Annotated in this window: 18 protein-coding genes; 7 read left to right on the top strand and 11 right to left on the bottom strand. The window is 59.9% G+C overall.

Annotated elements, in window-relative coordinates; translation table 11 throughout:
* Positions 1-39 precede the first annotated feature (39 nt).
* Positions 40-243 carry a twin transmembrane helix small protein gene (locus tag ACZ9H3_RS15815; protein WP_065759076.1) on the top strand — a complete coding sequence of 68 codons (204 nt, stop codon included), beginning with the start codon at positions 40-42 and terminating at the stop codon, positions 241-243.
* Positions 244-249: 6 nt separating this feature from the next.
* Here ACZ9H3_RS15815 and ACZ9H3_RS15810 read toward each other — a convergent pair whose 3' ends face one another.
* From ACZ9H3_RS15810 to coxB, 4 genes are all read right to left on the bottom strand, one after another.
* A complete protein-coding gene (locus ACZ9H3_RS15810) occupies positions 250-1,137 on the bottom strand; it encodes a cytochrome c oxidase subunit 3 (RefSeq protein ID WP_065759077.1) in 888 nt (295 codons plus the stop codon).
* A gap of 12 nt (positions 1,138-1,149) precedes the next feature.
* Positions 1,150-1,719, bottom strand: a complete 570-nt coding sequence (locus tag ACZ9H3_RS15805) for a cytochrome c oxidase assembly protein (RefSeq protein ID WP_065759078.1) — start codon at positions 1,717-1,719, stop codon at positions 1,150-1,152.
* A gap of 31 nt (positions 1,720-1,750) precedes the next feature.
* Positions 1,751-3,343 (bottom strand): cytochrome c oxidase subunit I, encoded by a 1,593-nt coding sequence (gene ctaD, locus ACZ9H3_RS15800; protein ID WP_065759079.1) that lies wholly within the window; start codon positions 3,341-3,343, stop codon positions 1,751-1,753.
* Positions 3,344-3,413: 70 nt separating this feature from the next.
* Positions 3,414-4,541 carry a cytochrome c oxidase subunit II gene (gene coxB, locus ACZ9H3_RS15795; protein WP_065759080.1) on the bottom strand — a complete coding sequence of 376 codons (1,128 nt, stop codon included), beginning with the start codon at positions 4,539-4,541 and terminating at the stop codon, positions 3,414-3,416.
* A gap of 363 nt (positions 4,542-4,904) precedes the next feature.
* On the opposite strand from coxB, the gene ACZ9H3_RS15790 reads away from it, so the two are divergent.
* A complete protein-coding gene (locus ACZ9H3_RS15790) occupies positions 4,905-5,552 on the top strand; it encodes a hypothetical protein (protein ID WP_065759081.1) in 648 nt (215 codons plus the stop codon).
* Between the two features lie 48 nt (positions 5,553-5,600).
* Here the strand turns inward: ACZ9H3_RS15790 and ACZ9H3_RS15785 are convergent, their stop codons facing one another.
* The 4 genes from ACZ9H3_RS15785 to prlC all read right to left on the bottom strand — a co-directional run bounded on the left by ACZ9H3_RS15785 (position 5,601) and on the right by prlC (position 9,920).
* Positions 5,601-6,320, bottom strand: coding sequence for a carbonic anhydrase (locus tag ACZ9H3_RS15785; protein WP_454240456.1), 720 nt, complete (start codon positions 6,318-6,320; stop codon positions 5,601-5,603).
* 116 nt (positions 6,321-6,436) lie between these two features.
* Positions 6,437-7,495: a PA0069 family radical SAM protein gene (locus tag ACZ9H3_RS15780; RefSeq protein ID WP_102052995.1), complete on the bottom strand. Its 1,059-nt coding sequence runs from the start codon at positions 7,493-7,495 to the stop codon at positions 6,437-6,439.
* 89 nt (positions 7,496-7,584) lie between these two features.
* Positions 7,585-7,872, bottom strand: a complete 288-nt coding sequence (locus ACZ9H3_RS15775; RefSeq protein WP_065759084.1) for a YheV family putative zinc ribbon protein — start codon at positions 7,870-7,872, stop codon at positions 7,585-7,587.
* Complete coding sequence (gene prlC / locus ACZ9H3_RS15770; RefSeq protein ID WP_476221442.1) at positions 7,869-9,920, bottom strand: oligopeptidase A; 2,052 nt, start codon at positions 9,918-9,920, stop codon at positions 7,869-7,871. Before prlC ends, ACZ9H3_RS15775 begins: the two co-directional genes overlap by 4 nt.
* A 99-nt stretch (positions 9,921-10,019) precedes the next feature.
* Here prlC and ACZ9H3_RS15765 point away from each other — a divergent pair, with 99 nt between their 5' ends.
* Positions 10,020-10,568 carry a gamma carbonic anhydrase family protein gene (locus ACZ9H3_RS15765; protein ID WP_065759086.1) on the top strand — a complete coding sequence of 183 codons (549 nt, stop codon included), beginning with the start codon at positions 10,020-10,022 and terminating at the stop codon, positions 10,566-10,568.
* Positions 10,569-10,596: 28 nt separating this feature from the next.
* Positions 10,597-11,241 (top strand): HAD family hydrolase, encoded by a 645-nt coding sequence (locus ACZ9H3_RS15760; RefSeq protein WP_476221440.1) that lies wholly within the window; start codon positions 10,597-10,599, stop codon positions 11,239-11,241.
* Positions 11,242-11,268: 27 nt separating this feature from the next.
* Here the strand turns inward: ACZ9H3_RS15760 and ACZ9H3_RS15755 are convergent, their stop codons facing one another.
* Positions 11,269-12,270, bottom strand: coding sequence for an aminopeptidase (locus ACZ9H3_RS15755; protein ID WP_476221439.1), 1,002 nt, complete (start codon positions 12,268-12,270; stop codon positions 11,269-11,271).
* A gap of 150 nt (positions 12,271-12,420) precedes the next feature.
* Between ACZ9H3_RS15755 and ACZ9H3_RS15750 the strand changes: the two genes are divergently transcribed.
* Together ACZ9H3_RS15750 and ACZ9H3_RS15745 are read left to right on the top strand one after the other, a co-directional pair.
* A complete protein-coding gene (locus tag ACZ9H3_RS15750) occupies positions 12,421-12,834 on the top strand; it encodes a PA0061/PA0062 family lipoprotein (protein ID WP_476221437.1) in 414 nt (137 codons plus the stop codon).
* A 52-nt stretch (positions 12,835-12,886) separates the two neighbouring features.
* Entirely contained in the window at positions 12,887-13,297 is a 411-nt protein-coding gene (locus ACZ9H3_RS15745) for a PA0061/PA0062 family lipoprotein (protein WP_102052998.1), read from the top strand.
* Between the two features lie 3 nt (positions 13,298-13,300).
* On the opposite strand, the gene ACZ9H3_RS15740 is transcribed toward ACZ9H3_RS15745, so the two are convergent.
* The gene (locus ACZ9H3_RS15740; RefSeq protein WP_065759090.1) at positions 13,301-13,534 is read right to left on the bottom strand and encodes a DUF1161 domain-containing protein; all 234 of its coding nucleotides are present in this window, start codon (positions 13,532-13,534) and stop codon (positions 13,301-13,303) included.
* Positions 13,535-13,716: 182 nt separating this feature from the next.
* On the opposite strand from ACZ9H3_RS15740, the gene ACZ9H3_RS15735 reads away from it, so the two are divergent.
* Complete coding sequence (locus tag ACZ9H3_RS15735; RefSeq protein WP_476221435.1) at positions 13,717-14,724, top strand: LLM class flavin-dependent oxidoreductase; 1,008 nt, start codon at positions 13,717-13,719, stop codon at positions 14,722-14,724.
* Between the two features lie 73 nt (positions 14,725-14,797).
* Here ACZ9H3_RS15735 and ACZ9H3_RS15730 read toward each other — a convergent pair whose 3' ends face one another.
* Positions 14,798-15,022: a DUF1161 domain-containing protein gene (locus tag ACZ9H3_RS15730; protein WP_065759092.1), complete on the bottom strand. Its 225-nt coding sequence runs from the start codon at positions 15,020-15,022 to the stop codon at positions 14,798-14,800.
* Between the last annotated feature and the right edge of the window lie 69 nt (positions 15,023-15,091).

Genomic DNA, 15,091 nt, shown 5'->3' with positions numbered 1-15,091 from the left:
GCTATACTGAAAGTCATCGCATCCCCCCGGAGTTTCGCCATGCTAAAAGCCGCGATTGTCCTGATGCTGCTGGCGACCATCGCCAGCCTGTTCAGCGGCCTGGTCTTTCTGGTCAAGGACGAAGGACACTCGACCCGCCTGCTCAAAGCACTCACCATTCGGGTGAGCCTGGCCGCCGCCACCCTGCTACTCATCACATGGGGCCTCTACAGCGGCCAACTGGTTTCCCACGCCCCTTGGTAAGCCCGACTAAAGCACGTACACGAAGATAAACAGACCCACCCAGACCACATCGACGAAGTGCCAGTACCAGCTGGCGGCCTCGAACCCGAAGTGCTTGTCGGCATTGAAGTGCCCACGCAGGATGCGGATGAACATCACCAGCAGGATCACCGTGCCCAGTGTCACGTGGGCACCATGGAAACCGGTGAGCATGAAAAAGGTTGCGCCGTAGATCCCCGACCCCAGTGTCAAACCGAGCTCGGTGTAGGCCTCGTGATACTCGTAGGCCTGCAGTATCAGGAAAGAGATCCCCAACAGGATGGTCAGGCCAAGCCACAGTTTGAGCGGTCCACGATGGTCCTTCCTCAACGCGTGGTGAGCGATGGTGACAGTGACACTCGAGCTGACCAGCAAGATGGTGTTGATCAGCGGCAGATGCCAAGGGTCGATGACCTCCCTGGGCGGCGGAAACAATTTCGGATCAGGGGTCTGCAACAGCGGCCAGGCAAACTCGAAGTTTGGCCACAGCATGTGTGTCACGCCCTTGGCGCCATCACCGCCCAACCATGGCCCGGCCAGCGTGCGCACGTAGAACAATGCGCCGAAGAAGGCGAGGAAAAACATCACTTCAGAGAAGATGAACCAGGACATTCCCCAGCGGAATGAGCGGTCCAGTTGTGGGCTGTATAGCCCCGCTCGACTTTCCCTGACCACCGAACCGAACCAGCCAAACAACATGTAAGCCAGAAACAGCGCCCCGACGAAGAAGATCAGCGGCCCATGGGAATCGGGACGACCAGCCTTCATGTCGTTGAACCAGGTACCCAGGCCGAACACAGTGATCAACATCCCGATCGTGGCAATGATCGGCCACTTGCTCTGCGCCGGTACGTAGTAGTGCTGATGTGAAGCCATGGGGTGTTCTCCTTATCGAGCGCCCTGGTAAGCCTGGCCGGCCACCTGAGCCACCGGCGGCTGACGAGCGGTGATATCGAACAGCGTGTACGCCAGTGTCAGGTGCTTCACATCCTTGGGCAGGTCACGGTCAACAATGAACCGCACCGGCATTTCGATGCGCTCACCCGGTTGCAACACCTGCTGGCTGAAACAAAAGCATTCGGTCTTGTGGAAATACGCCGCCGCCTCAGCCGGCGAAATACTCGGAATCGCCTGGGCCGTCATCGGCCGGTTGCTGGGGTTGCGGGCCACGAAAATCATCTGGTTCACCGCGCCAGGATGCACATCCAGCTGATCGGCCTTGGAGTAGAAGTCCCAGACCATGTCGCTGGCATTGGTCGACATGAACTGCACCTTCACCGTACGGCTCGGATCACTGACCTGGCTGCCCTCGTACTGCCCGCCGGTCTTGCCGTTGATGCCGAAGGCCTTGCACATGACGTCGTAGATCGGCACCAGGGCAAAACCAAAGACGAACATCACCACCGCCAGCAGCATCAGCCGGACGATCAGTGTCCGCATGGCGAGTTGCCCGCTCATGGCTCGCTCCCTGAACCGCTCAAAGCGCTGTTCATTTGACCTCCGGCGGGGTCACGAACGTGTGGTAAGGCGCAGGCGAAGGGATCGTCCACTCCAGGCCGTCCGCTCCGTCCCAGGGTTTGGCCGGGGCCGGTTTGCCGCCCCGAATGCACTTGATGACGATGAACAGGAAGAAGAGCTGCGTGGCGCCGAAGGTGAACGCACCAATCGAGGAGATCATGTTGAAGTCGGCGAACTGCAGGTTGTAGTCCGGAATCCGCCGGGGCATGCCCGCCAGGCCAACAAAATGCATCGGGAAGAAGGCCATGTTCATGCCAATGAACGACAGCCAGAAGTGCAGCTTGCCCAGCGTCTCGTCATACATGTGCCCGGTCCACTTCGGCAGCCAGTAGTAGGCCGAGGCGAAGATCCCGAAGATCGCCCCTGGCACCAGCACGTAGTGGAAATGCGCGACCACAAAGTACGTGTCGTGGTATTGGAAGTCCGCCGGGGCGATGGCCAGCATCAGCCCGGAGAAACCACCGATGGTGAACAGAATCACGAAGGCCACGGCAAACAGCATGGGCGTCTCGAAGGTCAGCGAGCCCTGCCACATGGTGCTCACCCAGTTGAACACCTTCACCCCGGTAGGCACTGCGATCAACATGGTGGCGTACATGAAGAACAGCTCGCCGACCACCGGAATACCGACCACGAACATGTGGTGCGCCCAGACAATGAAAGACAGGAAGGCGATTGCACCGGTGGCGTAGACCATCGAGGTGTACCCGAACAGCGGCTTGCGCGAAAACGCCGGAATGATCGAACTGACCGCGCCGAAAGCCGGCAGGATCATGATGTACACCTCGGGATGGCCGAAGAACCAGAACACGTGCTGGAACAGCACCGGATCGCCACCGCCAGCGGCGCTGAAGAAGCTGGTGCCAAAATGGATGTCCATCAGCATCATCGTCACCACCCCGGCCAGCACCGGCATCACGGCGATCAGCAAGAACGCGGTAATCAGCCAGGTCCAGACGAACAACGGCATTTTCATCAGGGTCATGCCGGGTGCGCGCAAGTTGAGAATGGTCGCGATGACGTTGATCGCCCCCATGATCGAGCTGATACCCATCAGGTGGATGGCGAAGATGAAGAAGGTCACACTCTCTGGCGCATAGGTGGTCGACAGCGGCGCGTAGAAGGTCCAACCGAAGTTCGGTCCGCCACCCGGCATGAACAGGGTCGAGACCAGCAGCAGAAAGGCAGCGGGCAACAGCCAGAAGCTGAAGTTGTTCATCCGCGGCAGCGCCATGTCCGGCGCACCGATCATCAGCGGAATCATCCAGTTGGCCAACCCGACGAAGGCCGGCATCACGGCACCGAAGACCATCACCAGGCCGTGCATGGTGGTCATCTGGTTGAAGAACTCCGGCTGGACGATCTGCAGACCCGGCTGGAACAGTTCGGCGCGGATCACCATGGCAAACGAGCCGCCCAACAGGAATGCGCAGAAGCTGAACCACAGGTACATCGTGCCGATGTCTTTATGGTTGGTAGTCAGCACCCAACGCATCAGGCCCTTGGCCGGGCCGTGGGCGTGGTCAGCGCCGGCATGACCGTGGTCGTCGATCACTGCACTCATGTCCTGTCTCCTGCAATCCGCTGTACGTGGCTGGCCACGCGGCCAACGCGAGTTCCGACGAAGGGCCGGTTCATTGGCTTTCTGCCTGCTTGAGCGCCAGTACATCCTTGGGTGTGACCATGTCGCCCTTGTTGTTGCCCCAGGCGTTGCGCTCGTAGGTCACCACCGCAGCAATATCCACTTCCGACAGCTGCTTGCCGAACGCAGCCATCGCCGTGCCGGGCTTGCCGTGGAACACGATATTCAAGTGCCCCTCCTTAGGCCCGGTGGCGATTTTCGAGCCCTTGAGCGCCGGGAACATCGGCGGCAGGCCTTGCCCCTCGGCCTGGTGACAGGCCACGCAGGTGGTGTGGTAAACCTTGTCGCCGCGCTCCACCAGTTCCTGCAACGTCCATTCCTTACTGGTCAGCTCCTTAAGCTTGGCGCTCTCAGCCTTGCGTTCGGCCAGCCAGGCATCGAAGTCGGGCTTGGACTTGACCTCGACCACGATCGGCATGAAGCCATGGTCCTTGCCGCACAGCTCCGTGCATTGGCCCCGATAGATTCCGGGCTTCTTGACCCGGGTCCAGGCCTCGTTGACGAAGCCCGGAATCGCATCACGCTTCACGGCGAAAGCCGGCATCCACCAGGAGTGAATGACATCGGCTGCGGTCACCAGAAAGCGCACCTTGGCGTCGACCGGCAGCACCAGCGGCTGATCCACTTCGAGCAGGTAGTGCTCGTCCTTGGGTGACTTGTTATGGATTTGATCGGCGGGCGTAGCCAGGTTGCTGAAGAACTCGACATCCTGGCCCAGGTACTTGTAATGCCATTTCCACTGGTAGCCGGTGACCTGAACATCCAGGTCTGACTCACTGGCATCGTAGATATCGATCAGCGTTTTCGTGGCCGGAATGGCCATGGCCACGAGAATCAGAAAGGGCACTACGGTCCAGAGGATCTCCACCCAGGTGTGCTCATGGAAATGAGCCGGCTCCTGCCCGGTGGAACGACGGTGGATGATCATCGACCAGAACATCGCGCCGAAGACCACCAGGCCGATGATCACGCAGATCCAGAAGATGGTCATGTGCAGGTCGAAGACTGCGTTGCTGACCTCAGTCGCACCCGGCGCCATATTCACAGTCCAGGCGGCGTGTGCCTGACCGAATACCGACCACAACAGGAGGCCCATCCAGACATGTGGATGTCGCATCATTGCGGGTTCCCCTTATCGTTCTTGTTATCCCGGAGGCATGGACCTACGGCTAAGGGTACGGCGGCCAAGACTGCACACTTTGGGGCCGAGCCCCTGCTGCAATGCAGTCGGGCCTCGTCAGCCAATCACTTTCAACCGGAGTATAGACAGCGACCCTGACCGCGCAATCGACAGGAAAAATTCAGCACAAGGGGCAAATGATCGGCGTGTCGTCCACAACCAACGACCAATACCAGCGTGTTGGCAGGTCAATATAACCTCAGACTATAAGTGTCCTTTGATTATGAAAAATGCGTCTTAATCGCTCGCAGAACCGAGCTACCTTATGTCTTCCGTTTGTAATCCTTTGTCCCTGGAGTTGTCATGAACATCGCCGCATTGCGCGAGCAGATCACCCGTGCCCATCAACATGAAGCCGAAACCGGCCAGCTGAAACAGCAACTCGCACAGCAATTGCCACACCTGCACCCGGCGATCCAACTGCCGGAACAGGATGCTCAGGGCGTACTGACACGTTTCGTCAGCGCCTACATCGATCAGGTGCCAGAGGTATTGGAAGCCGCCCACGACGTTGCTCGTGAAGCGGGCATCGAATCGCAGATCAAACCGGTGTTGATGATTGCCGAGGCGTATTTCGTCACGCCGCCAACGATCCTGGAGGGCCATGTCGGCCTCGACAGCCTGCTCGATGAAGCCTACCTGGCCCATCGCCTGGTCGAGGAAGTGAACGACGTCTACATCAAGCACTTCCAGCAGCCACTGATTCCGCTGGACACCACGGTCGCCAACCTGATCGCCCACCAACTGATCGGCGAAAGCTTCGCCAACCAATTGGACGAAGTGGTACACCACTCTGTGGATAACCTGCTCAATGAGGAAAGCTTCGCCCTGGAGTCGGTGGAAGCCTACCGAGAGAAACTCAGCAGCCCGGATACCGGTGCCGCCTGGAAGCGCTGGCCGTGCCTGTCTCGCCAATTGGGCGTGGGCCTGGACCTCGACCAATCAGCCTGAACACACGCCTGAGCTGCCGGACTTGCCGGCAGGGTCAGGCGCACGTAGCTAGAAACGCCCCTTGGGCGTCGCGCAGGGAATAGGTTGCCCGACGGTCAACGGCAGGAACGCGTCGTGCTCAGCATCGTAAGCACTGATCTCGCTGGTCTCGATGTTGTAAATCCAACCATGGATGAACAACTGGCCGGCCGCCATGCGCGAGGCTACCGAAGGATGTGTGCGCAAATGCTGCAATTGCGCAATCACGTTTTCCTTGGTCAGCACCTGCATGCTTTCATGCTCAGTGCTGCAATGGCAGTTGTCCTCGACAACCGTCCTGGCGACCTCGGCATGGCGCAACCAGGCCTTTACGGTCGGCATTTTCTCCAGGCTCTGCGGGTTCAGTACCGCACGCATCGCACCACAATCAGAGTGGCCACAGACGATGATGTGATGCACACCAAGCGCCATGACAGCGTATTCGATCGCGGTGGAAACACCGCCGTTCATTTGCCCGTAGGGCGGCACCACGTTACCGACATTACGGGTTACGAACAGGTCGCCCGGCGAGCTCTGAGTGATCAGTTCAGGGACAATCCGCGAGTCTGCACAGGTGATGAACATCGCTCGTGGTTTCTGCGCGGTGGCGAGCTTCTTGAACAGCTCTTCCTGTTGCGGAAAGACGTCGTGATGAAAACGCAGAAAGCCGTCGACGATATGCTTGAGTGCAGCGTCGGCATCGTTGGCATCAACCACCGGGCCGGACGGAGAGGGTTCCTTGTCTTGCATGATTTATCCTCTGTGACGGTTTGAACGTTAATGCCATATTAACGGGATATTGATTCAGGCAAAGCGTGACGATTAGATGACGTCACTGACTCACCCATCACAACCGCAAGCCTCATTCACAGCAAAGACAATTGCCCCCCCGGTGGGCAAAACGCGCTGCAATCCAGCCCAGGCCCTTCGCGCCGGTTCAGCCCCAGACGACGGATCGCCGTGCTGAAGCGTTGCGCCAACAGTTCGGCAAACACCCCCTCACCACGCATCCGCGCACCGAATCGGCTGTCGTACAAGTCACCGCCTCGACTCTGACGAATCAGGCTGAGCACATGGGCAGCCCGTTGCGGGTAGTGGTCGTGCAGCCACTGCTCGAACAGCGGCGCGACCTCCAAGGGCAAGCGCAACAGCATGTACGCAGCGCTCAAGGCCCCCGCACCCTTGGCCGCTTCCAGCAGCCGTTCAAGCTCACTGTCATTGATCATCGGAATCATTGGCGAGCACAGCACGCCCACCGGAACACCTGCCTCGCGCATGACCCGAATGGCCCGCAAGCGGGCCTTCGGTGCCGCCGCCCGGGGTTCCAGAACACGCTTGAGCTCATCGTCGAGCGTGGTGAGGCTGATCATTACCCTCACCAATCGCTGCTGGGCCAGCTCGGCCAACAGGTCCAGGTCACGCAGGATCAGCGAACCCTTGGTCACTATCGTGACCGGATGGCGGTAGCGCAACAGCACCTCCAGCAGGCGACGGGTCAGCTTCTGCTCGCGTTCGATCGGCTGATAGGGGTCGGTATTGGAACCCAGGTTGATCGGTGCACAGACGTAACCCGGCTTGGAGAGTTGCTGTTCCAGCACAGCAGCCGCATTGGTCTTGGCGATCAGCTTGGTCTCGAAGTCCAGCCCTGGCGACAGGTCCCAATACGCATGACTGGGCCTTGCATAGCAGTAGATGCAACCATGTTCACAGCCCCGGTAAGGGTTGATAGAGCGGTCGAAGGGCAGGTCTGGCGAGCTGTTGCGGGTGATGATGGTCTTGGCTGTTTCGATGCGGACTTCAGTACCCTGCGTGAGCGGGACTTCCTGATACCAGCCGTCATCCTCGACCACCGAGCGGTTCGGCGCGAAGCGGTTGTGCGGATTGCTCGCAGTACCGCGGCCACGCACGGGGAGTGGAGTGGACATAAAAACGCCCTCTATACTGTTTTTATATACAGTATAGAGGGCGATAACCAATTACCAGAGCCGCCTGGCGCCTGGCACTGCCGAACCGATTACTCGGCTGGCTTCTTCAGCTTCGGGTTCGGAAAGAACTGAACCGTCTGCACCGCAGGCCTGGCCGGCTTGAGCTCGACATGATTGACCCGCGTGCCGAGCTCCTTCGGTACCGACAAGCCCTGTTCATTGAGGGTATCGGTGAAACCGCAGGCTACGCACTCACGGTGTGGGACGCTGTCTTCGCTCCACATCATCAACTTGTCCGGCTCACTGCATGCCGGGCAAACAGCACCGGCGATAAAGCGTCGTTTCGTTACATTCACATTCACATGCGCTTCGCTCATGCCGCCACATCCTCACTCAGACCACTGTGACGCAAGAGTGCATCGATTGACGGCTCACGGCCACGGAAGTCGACGAACAGCAGCATCGGCTCCTGCGAACCACCACGCGCCAGCACCGCCTCACGGAAAGCACGTCCGGTTTCAGCGTTCAGTACACCTTCCTCTTCAAAACGCGAAAACGCGTCCGCCGAGAGCACTTCGGCCCACTTATAGCTGTAGTAACCCGCGGCATAGCCGCCAGCAAAGATGTGCGCAAAGCTGTTTGGGAAGCGGTTATACGCAGGGGGACGCATGACCGAGACTTCGTCACGGATGCTCTCAAGCACCTCCATCACGCTGCGACCATCGCCATGGTGAGCATGCAGTTCAAAGTCGAACAGCGAGAACTCCAGTTGGCGCAGCATCATCAGACCGGACTGGAAGTTCTTCGCCGCCAGCATTTTCTCCAGCAGGTCCTTGGGCAGTGCTTCGCCGGTTTCGTAATGCCCGGAAATCAGCGCCAGGCTTTCAGGATCCCAGCACCAGTTTTCCATGAACTGGCTCGGCAACTCGACCGCGTCCCACGCCACACCATTGATACCGGAAACACCTGCATGCTCGATGCGCGTCAGCAGGTGGTGCAGGCCGTGGCCGAACTCGTGGAACAGCGTGGTAACTTCATCGTGGGTCAGCAGCGCTGGCTTGCCGGGCGCTGCCGGGGTGAAGTTGCACACCAGGTTGGCGACCGGGTTCTGCAGCTCACCCGTCGCGGTGCGCCGACGGTCGCGAGCGCCGTCCATCCAGGCACCACCGCGCTTGTTGGCGCGTGCATACAGGTCGAAGAAGAAGCGCCCGACGTGCTGGCCGTGCTCCTTGATTTCGAAAAGACGCACGTCCGGGTGCCAGCTGTCGAAACCTTTGAGTTCGGTAATTTCGATGCCGTACAAACGCTGAACGATGGCGAACAGGCCGGTCAGCACCTTATCGATCGGGAAGTAGGCACGCAGGGTTTCCTGGGAAACGCTGTAGCGCTGCTCACGCAGCTTCTCGCCAAAGTAACCGCTGTCCCAGCTCTGCAGATCGGCACACCCTTGCTCGGCCGCGTAGGCCTTGAGCTGAGCCAGATCCTGAGCCGCGAACGGCTTGCTGCGTTTGGCCAGATCACGCAGGAAACTCAACACCTGATCGCTGGACTCGGCCATCTTGGTCGCCAGGCTCAACTCGGCGAAGTTGGCGAAACCAAGCAGGCCGGCCAACTCCTGACGCAAATCGAGGATTTCGCTCATCACCGGGCCATTGTCGAACTGGCCAGCATTCGGGCCTTGGTCGGACGCACGGGTGCAGTACGCGGCGTAGACTTCTTCACGCAGGGAGCGATCCTGGGCGTAGGTCATCACCGCGTAATAGCTTGGGAACTCCAGGCTGATCAGCCAACCATCGAGGCCCTTGGCCTGGGCTGCTGCGGCCATTTGTGCCTTGGCCGAATCGGTCAGGCCAGCCAGAGCCGCTTCGTCAGTAACGTGCTTGGTCCAGGCCTGGGTCGCGTCCAACAGTTGGTTGGAGAATCGGCTACCCAGTTCCGACAACTTGCTCTGGACCTCGGCATAACGCTGTTGCTTGTCTGCAGGCAGGTCGATACCCGACAGACGGAAGTCACGCAGGGCATGTTCGATAATGGTTTTCTGCGCCACATCGAAGTGTGCCGCCGCCGGGCTGGCGGCCAGGGCCTGATAAGCCTGGAACAGCTCGCGGTTCTGCCCAAGCTCGGTAGCGTAGGCGCTAAGTGCGGGCAAGCAAGACTCGTAGGCCTCGCGCAGTTCGGCACTGTTGCACACTGCATTGAGGTGGCTGACCGGGCTCCAGGCCGCGCCCAGACGGTCATTGAGTTCATCCATGGCCAAGACCAGGCCTTCCCAGGTGGGGTTCTCACCCTGGGATTTCAGAATGGCGGCGATGGCACTACGGTTGTCGGCCAGGATCTGTTCAATCGCCGGCAGCACATGCTCGGCACGGATCGCCGAGAAGGGCGGCAGGTCGTAGGACTGCAGAAGCGGGTTGTTCGCACTCACGGTTAAACACCTTGGCAGAAGAAACACAGGCCCATCTTAATTACAATCAGCGCTCCCCGCAGCTATCCAAAGTTATACATGCCATACAAGGAAACGATCATGGCCATCCGCAGTTTCCAGAACCACACGCCACGCCTGGGCGAACGGGCCTTTGTCGACCGCTCGGCGGTCGTGCTGGGTGATGTCGAGATCGGCGACGACAGCTCTGTCTGGCCACTGACCGTGATTCGTGGCGACATGCACCGTATCCGCATCGGTGCGCGCACCAGCGTGCAGGATGCCAGCGTGTTGCATATCACCCACGCCGGCCCCTTCAACCCGGACGGCTTCCCGCTGCTGATCGGCGACGACGTGACCATCGGCCACAAGGTCATGCTGCACGGCTGCACACTTGGCAACCGGATCCTGGTGGGCATGGGCAGCACGATCATGGACGGTGCGGTGGTCGAGGATGAGGTGATCATCGGGGCAGGCAGCCTGGTGCCCCCGGGCAAGCGCCTGGAAAGCGGCTTCCTCTATGTTGGCAGCCCGGTCAAGCAGGCACGCCCGCTGACCGACAAGGAGCGCGCCTTCTTCCCTTACAGCGCCGCCAACTACGTCAAGCTCAAGGACCAGCACCTGGCTGAAGGCTACGATCGCCCGGAATGACGTTATCCACAGCCCAACAGAGATTGCCATGCACTATCAGAACATTCTCTTCGACCTGGACGGCACCCTGACCGATCCGCGCGAAGGCATCACCCGCTCGATCCAGTATGCGTTGAGCAAACTGGGCATCGACGAACCAGACTTGAGCCGCCTGGAGCACTTCATCGGCCCGCCATTGCTGCAGGCCTTCATGCAGTTCTATGACTTTGACGAAGCGCGCGCCTGGGATGCGGTGAATTTCTACCGCGAGCGTTTCAAAGTCACCGGGCTTTACGAGAACCGCGTCTTCGAGGGTGTGGGCGAACTGTTGCAGGCGCTGGAAGGGCAGGGCAGGACGCTGTACATCGCGACCTCAAAGCCTTGGATATACGCCCGCGAAATCGCCAGGCACTTCGAGTTCGATCGCCACTTCAAGGTGATCTACGGCAGTGAACTGGACGGCACCCGCACCGACAAGATCGAACTGATCGCCCACCTGCTTGAGCAAGAGCAACTGGAGCCGGCGCAAACCCTGATGATCGGTGACCGCAAACACGACCTGATCGGCGCCCGTCGCAACGGCCTGGACGCAGCAGCCGTGGGGTATGGCTTTGGCAGCTTCGAGGAACTCAGCGCCGAACAACCGGCCTACCACTTCGCCACGCTGAGCGAACTGCATCGAGCCTTTCTGTAACGCGCGCAGATGGCAAGGCCGTGTCCGTCAGTGCAGGGCATTCACCAGCGCCTGCTTGCGTTGCACTGGCGGCAACCGCCCCCACGCCTCCGCAGCGGCGTAAAAGGCCGTCCAATCGCCATTCACCTGCTTGAACAACGCGGCAAACGCCGGCACCCACTGGTCATACAGGCCGAAGGGCAACAGCTTGGCGTTGTTCAGCGGTGATTCAACCCAGGCATCAAACCGGCCAACACCGCCCCACGCAGTATCGCGCAACGCCCGGTACTCCCGACGCAAGCGCTCGAATTCGGCCGCTTTCGCCGCTCGTTTGGCCGGTACTGCCAGTGGTGCGGCGTACAGCGCCTTCAAGCGCTCACGACTGGCCAACACCAGGCCCGTGAACTGGTCGCGCTGTTGGCTGGCACTGTCCTGCAGCGGTGGCAGGTTGCGCGCCTTGCGCCATTGGCGCGTGCCTTCCTGCTCGACGAAGGTGGCAAAGGATTCGTTGAACTCGGTGTCATCCTTCACATACACCCGCTGGTGGGCCAGTTCATGAAAGATCAACGTGGCCAAACGCTCATCACCCCAACCCATCATCGAACTGAGGATAGGGTCATCGAACCAACCCAGTGTCGAATAGGCTTGTACGCCGCCAATGTAGACATCCTGCCCTTGCTGCCGGGCCAGTGCCGCAGCACCGCGCGCCGCGCTCTGGCTGTAGTAGCCGCGATAGGCCACACAACCGGCAACAGGAAAACAATGGGTGAGGGGTTCGAGGTCAAACTCGGGGGTTGCGAACACGTTCCACACCACAAACGGCCGACCGATATCGGCATACACCCGATAACTGCGGTTGTCCGGCAGCTTCAGTTGCGTACTGGCGAAGGCCCGGGCCTGCTCTGCCTGCGCCAGATGCTTGCGCAAGGTCGCATCGCGCGTGGGGTCGGCGATGATCTCGGCCACAGGCTCGCGGGCTTGCAGCAGGTGCCACTGGCCGCTGGCCAACTGGCTGTAGTAGCCGAGGCTGGAGCAACCGCTGAGCAGCAATAAGCGCTGACAGGGGAACCAACAGTCGGCTGCTGCGGTCGAGTACCCGGAGACCTGAGCGCAGCAAAAAAATCAGTCGAATCATGACGCCAGGCGTCCCGCTCAAGTCCTTGTCGCCCCAAGACTATCCTGCCAACCCGGAGTTTTGCCATGCGTACGATGTTTGTTGCCTGCAGCCTGCTGATTCTGTCCGGTTGCGCAGGCCTTCCCGCACCCGACCCCAACCAGGCCTGGATCGACCTGACACCCCATCCGGACGAGTCACTGCATGCGGTAGAAGTGGACGAGCGTAGCTGGGCCGACAAACGCTACTTTGAAGTCTCCCCCGGCAGCCATGAGCTGACGGTGCGTTATCAGTTCCCGGTCGCGCCCGGTAACATCGGCCCGGTCAGCGAGCCGCTGTGGCGCGATTGCGAGCTGAATGTGAAATACAAGGACTTCAATGCCGGTCAGCGCTACCAGCTAAAGGCGGGGAGTACCGGCTTGAACCCCTGGGTGAAACTCTATGATGAGCAACGTCGGGTGGTTGGCAAGGGGCTACCGGCAGGCTGTCAACGCACCTGAAGTGCCTAATGGCGCTATGCTTGAACTTTGAAACCTGCCATTGGAGACCATCATGCGCCAGCCGCTGATGTTGCTCACCGTCAGTACCTTGGCCGCCTGCAGCAATCCCTTGCCCCCCATCGATACCAAGCAGGCCTGGGTCGACCTCTACACCATTACCCCTGGCCGACTGGTCATGGCTGATCGTCTGGACGGCACGCGCCTGAACGATGGTCGCTACTTCCAGGTAACGCCAGGGCCCCACGAGTTGATCGTGCGCTTCGACTACGAGGTTTATGCCGGCGGTTTCACCAGCGAACCGGTCGAAAGAACCTGCTACCTCACCGTTCGCTACGATAATTTTCAAGCAGGCCAACGTTACCGCCTGGAAGCCCGCGCACTGAGCATGACCCCCAATGCGTGGCTGTACGACGCCGACCGCAAGATACTCGCGGAGGAGCGAGACGTGCACTGCATTCCTTGAGACCTAGCGATCATTCTTCTGGTAAATGATCTTTCGGGTTCCGCCATCGCAGCTACCCACCACCATGTTCTGGTCGTGGACTTCGTTATTGGGGACGATTTCCAGGGTATAGGAGGTGACGCCACGCGCCTGGATCTTGGCCTCGATTTCGGCCTTGAGTTCCTCACAAGGCTTGGGCGCAGCCAGCACTGCCGATGCCATCAGCATGCCCAGTACAGTAAATGCAAAACGAATCATGGGACTACTCCTGGGTGGTGGCACGAAGGTTCGCGCCTTGTCTGCTTTCAGAGGCCGATACGGCAAGCAAGTTCAGCTCGATTTCATAGGCGGGCATTGAATCTCTGGAATATGCCCATACAGAGCCAGCAGGGTCGTCGCTCGACGCCGGCCAAACGACTGCCCAGGAGCCCCAGCAGCCCATGAAGCGACTTGCCGATATCAAGATTTCCACACTCGACCTGGTGCCAGTACGCCAGGACGGTGGCCCGGCACAAGCCCTGAGAAACTCCCTCGATCTTGCGCGTAACGTCGAGAGATTCGGCTATAACCGCTTTTGGGTCGCCGAACACCACAATATGGACGGCATTGCCAGTTCGGCCACGGCGGTACTGCTCAGTTACCTGGCGGGAGGCACCTCGACGATCCGCGTCGGTGCCGGTGGCGTCATGCTGCCAAACCACGCGCCACTGGTGATTGCCGAACAGTTCGGCACCCTGGCCAGCCTCTATCCAGGCCGGATCGACCTGGGCCTGGGGCGTGCGCCAGGCTCCGATCAACTGACCGCCCGTGCCCTGCGCCGTGAGCGCTCCGGCAGTGCCGACGACTTCCCAGAGGATGTCGCCGAACTGGTGCGCTACCTGGGCCCACGTACGGCTGATCAAAAAGTGATCGCCGTGCCTGGCTATGGCACCGAGGTGCCGATCTGGCTGCTCGGATCAAGCCTGTTCAGCGCCCAGCTCGCCGGTCAGCGTGGCTTGCCCTACGCCTTCGCCTCGCATTTCGCCCCCCGCTACATGCACGAGGCGATTCGCGTGTATCGCAACCATTTCCAGCCCTCTGCGGTGCTCGACAAACCTTACGTGATGCTCGGCGTACCGCTGGTCGCCGCCGATACCGACGAGCAGGCCGACTACCTGGCCACCTCGGTGTACCAGCGCATCCTGGCGTTGATGCGCGGGCAAAGCCTGATGCAACGCCCACCGGTAACGTCAATGGACGGCCTATGGTTGCCCCACGAGCGCGAGGCGGTGGGCAGTTTCCTTGGGCTGGCAATGGTCGGTGGGCCGGAGAAAATCCGCGCCAAACTGGAGGTATTGCTGGAGCAGACCCAGGCCGATGAGCTGATCTTCACCTGCGACCTGTATGAGCATGCCGACCGGATACGGTCTTACGAGTTGTTGGCGCAGACGGTGCTGGGCGACCGATAACGGTATCCAGACATTCGCGTGGCAACGTCGGCTCCTGCGCAGGTATAAACCGCGGGAGCCGACGCTTACTGGCTTAACCGCGTTTGTAGACGATTTCCTTGGTACCGCCCTCGCAGGTACCTACGACTTTTCCACCCGCAGCGGCGCCTTTGGCAACGATCTCCAGCGAATAACCGGAAACACCTTTCGCCTTGAGCTTCGCGTCGATCTCGCTTTTCAACGCTTCGCACGGTTTGCCGGCTGCCAACGCCGTTCCGGCGAGCATCATCAAACCGAAAGCCATCACCACCTTCTTCATCGATCGCATTCCTTGTTCAGATCAAAAAGAAACGGGTACCGGACGCTGCCCGGCATCTTTACCTATGTA

The sequence above is a fragment of the Pseudomonas sp. TE3910 genome (assembly GCF_056279025.1).
Note: the sequence above shows the minus strand (reverse complement) of the source record. Positions and strands in the feature narration are given on the sequence as shown.

Bases quoted from the DNA above. Each gene is read 5' to 3' on its own strand.
- ACZ9H3_RS15815 (WP_065759076.1), top strand. From the start codon at position 40: ATGCTAAAAGCCGCGATTGTCCTGATGCTGCTGGCGACCATCGCCAGC.
- ACZ9H3_RS15810 (WP_065759077.1), bottom strand. From the start codon at position 1,137: ATGGCTTCACATCAGCACTACTACGTACCGGCGCAGAGCAAGTGGCCG.
- ACZ9H3_RS15805 (WP_065759078.1), bottom strand. From the start codon at position 1,719: ATGAGCGGGCAACTCGCCATGCGGACACTGATCGTCCGGCTGATGCTG.
- ctaD (WP_065759079.1), bottom strand. From the start codon at position 3,343: ATGAGTGCAGTGATCGACGACCACGGTCATGCCGGCGCTGACCACGCC.
- coxB (WP_065759080.1), bottom strand. From the start codon at position 4,541: ATGATGCGACATCCACATGTCTGGATGGGCCTCCTGTTGTGGTCGGTA.
- ACZ9H3_RS15790 (WP_065759081.1), top strand. From the start codon at position 4,905: ATGAACATCGCCGCATTGCGCGAGCAGATCACCCGTGCCCATCAACAT.
- ACZ9H3_RS15785 (WP_454240456.1), bottom strand. From the start codon at position 6,320: ATGCAAGACAAGGAACCCTCTCCGTCCGGCCCGGTGGTTGATGCCAAC.
- ACZ9H3_RS15780 (WP_102052995.1), bottom strand. From the start codon at position 7,495: ATGTCCACTCCACTCCCCGTGCGTGGCCGCGGTACTGCGAGCAATCCG.
- ACZ9H3_RS15775 (WP_065759084.1), bottom strand. From the start codon at position 7,872: ATGAGCGAAGCGCATGTGAATGTGAATGTAACGAAACGACGCTTTATC.
- ACZ9H3_RS15765 (WP_065759086.1), top strand. From the start codon at position 10,020: ATGGCCATCCGCAGTTTCCAGAACCACACGCCACGCCTGGGCGAACGG.
- ACZ9H3_RS15760 (WP_476221440.1), top strand. From the start codon at position 10,597: ATGCACTATCAGAACATTCTCTTCGACCTGGACGGCACCCTGACCGAT.
- ACZ9H3_RS15750 (WP_476221437.1), top strand. From the start codon at position 12,421: ATGCGTACGATGTTTGTTGCCTGCAGCCTGCTGATTCTGTCCGGTTGC.
- ACZ9H3_RS15745 (WP_102052998.1), top strand. From the start codon at position 12,887: ATGCGCCAGCCGCTGATGTTGCTCACCGTCAGTACCTTGGCCGCCTGC.
- ACZ9H3_RS15740 (WP_065759090.1), bottom strand. From the start codon at position 13,534: ATGATTCGTTTTGCATTTACTGTACTGGGCATGCTGATGGCATCGGCA.
- ACZ9H3_RS15735 (WP_476221435.1), top strand. From the start codon at position 13,717: ATGAAGCGACTTGCCGATATCAAGATTTCCACACTCGACCTGGTGCCA.
- ACZ9H3_RS15730 (WP_065759092.1), bottom strand. From the start codon at position 15,022: ATGAAGAAGGTGGTGATGGCTTTCGGTTTGATGATGCTCGCCGGAACG.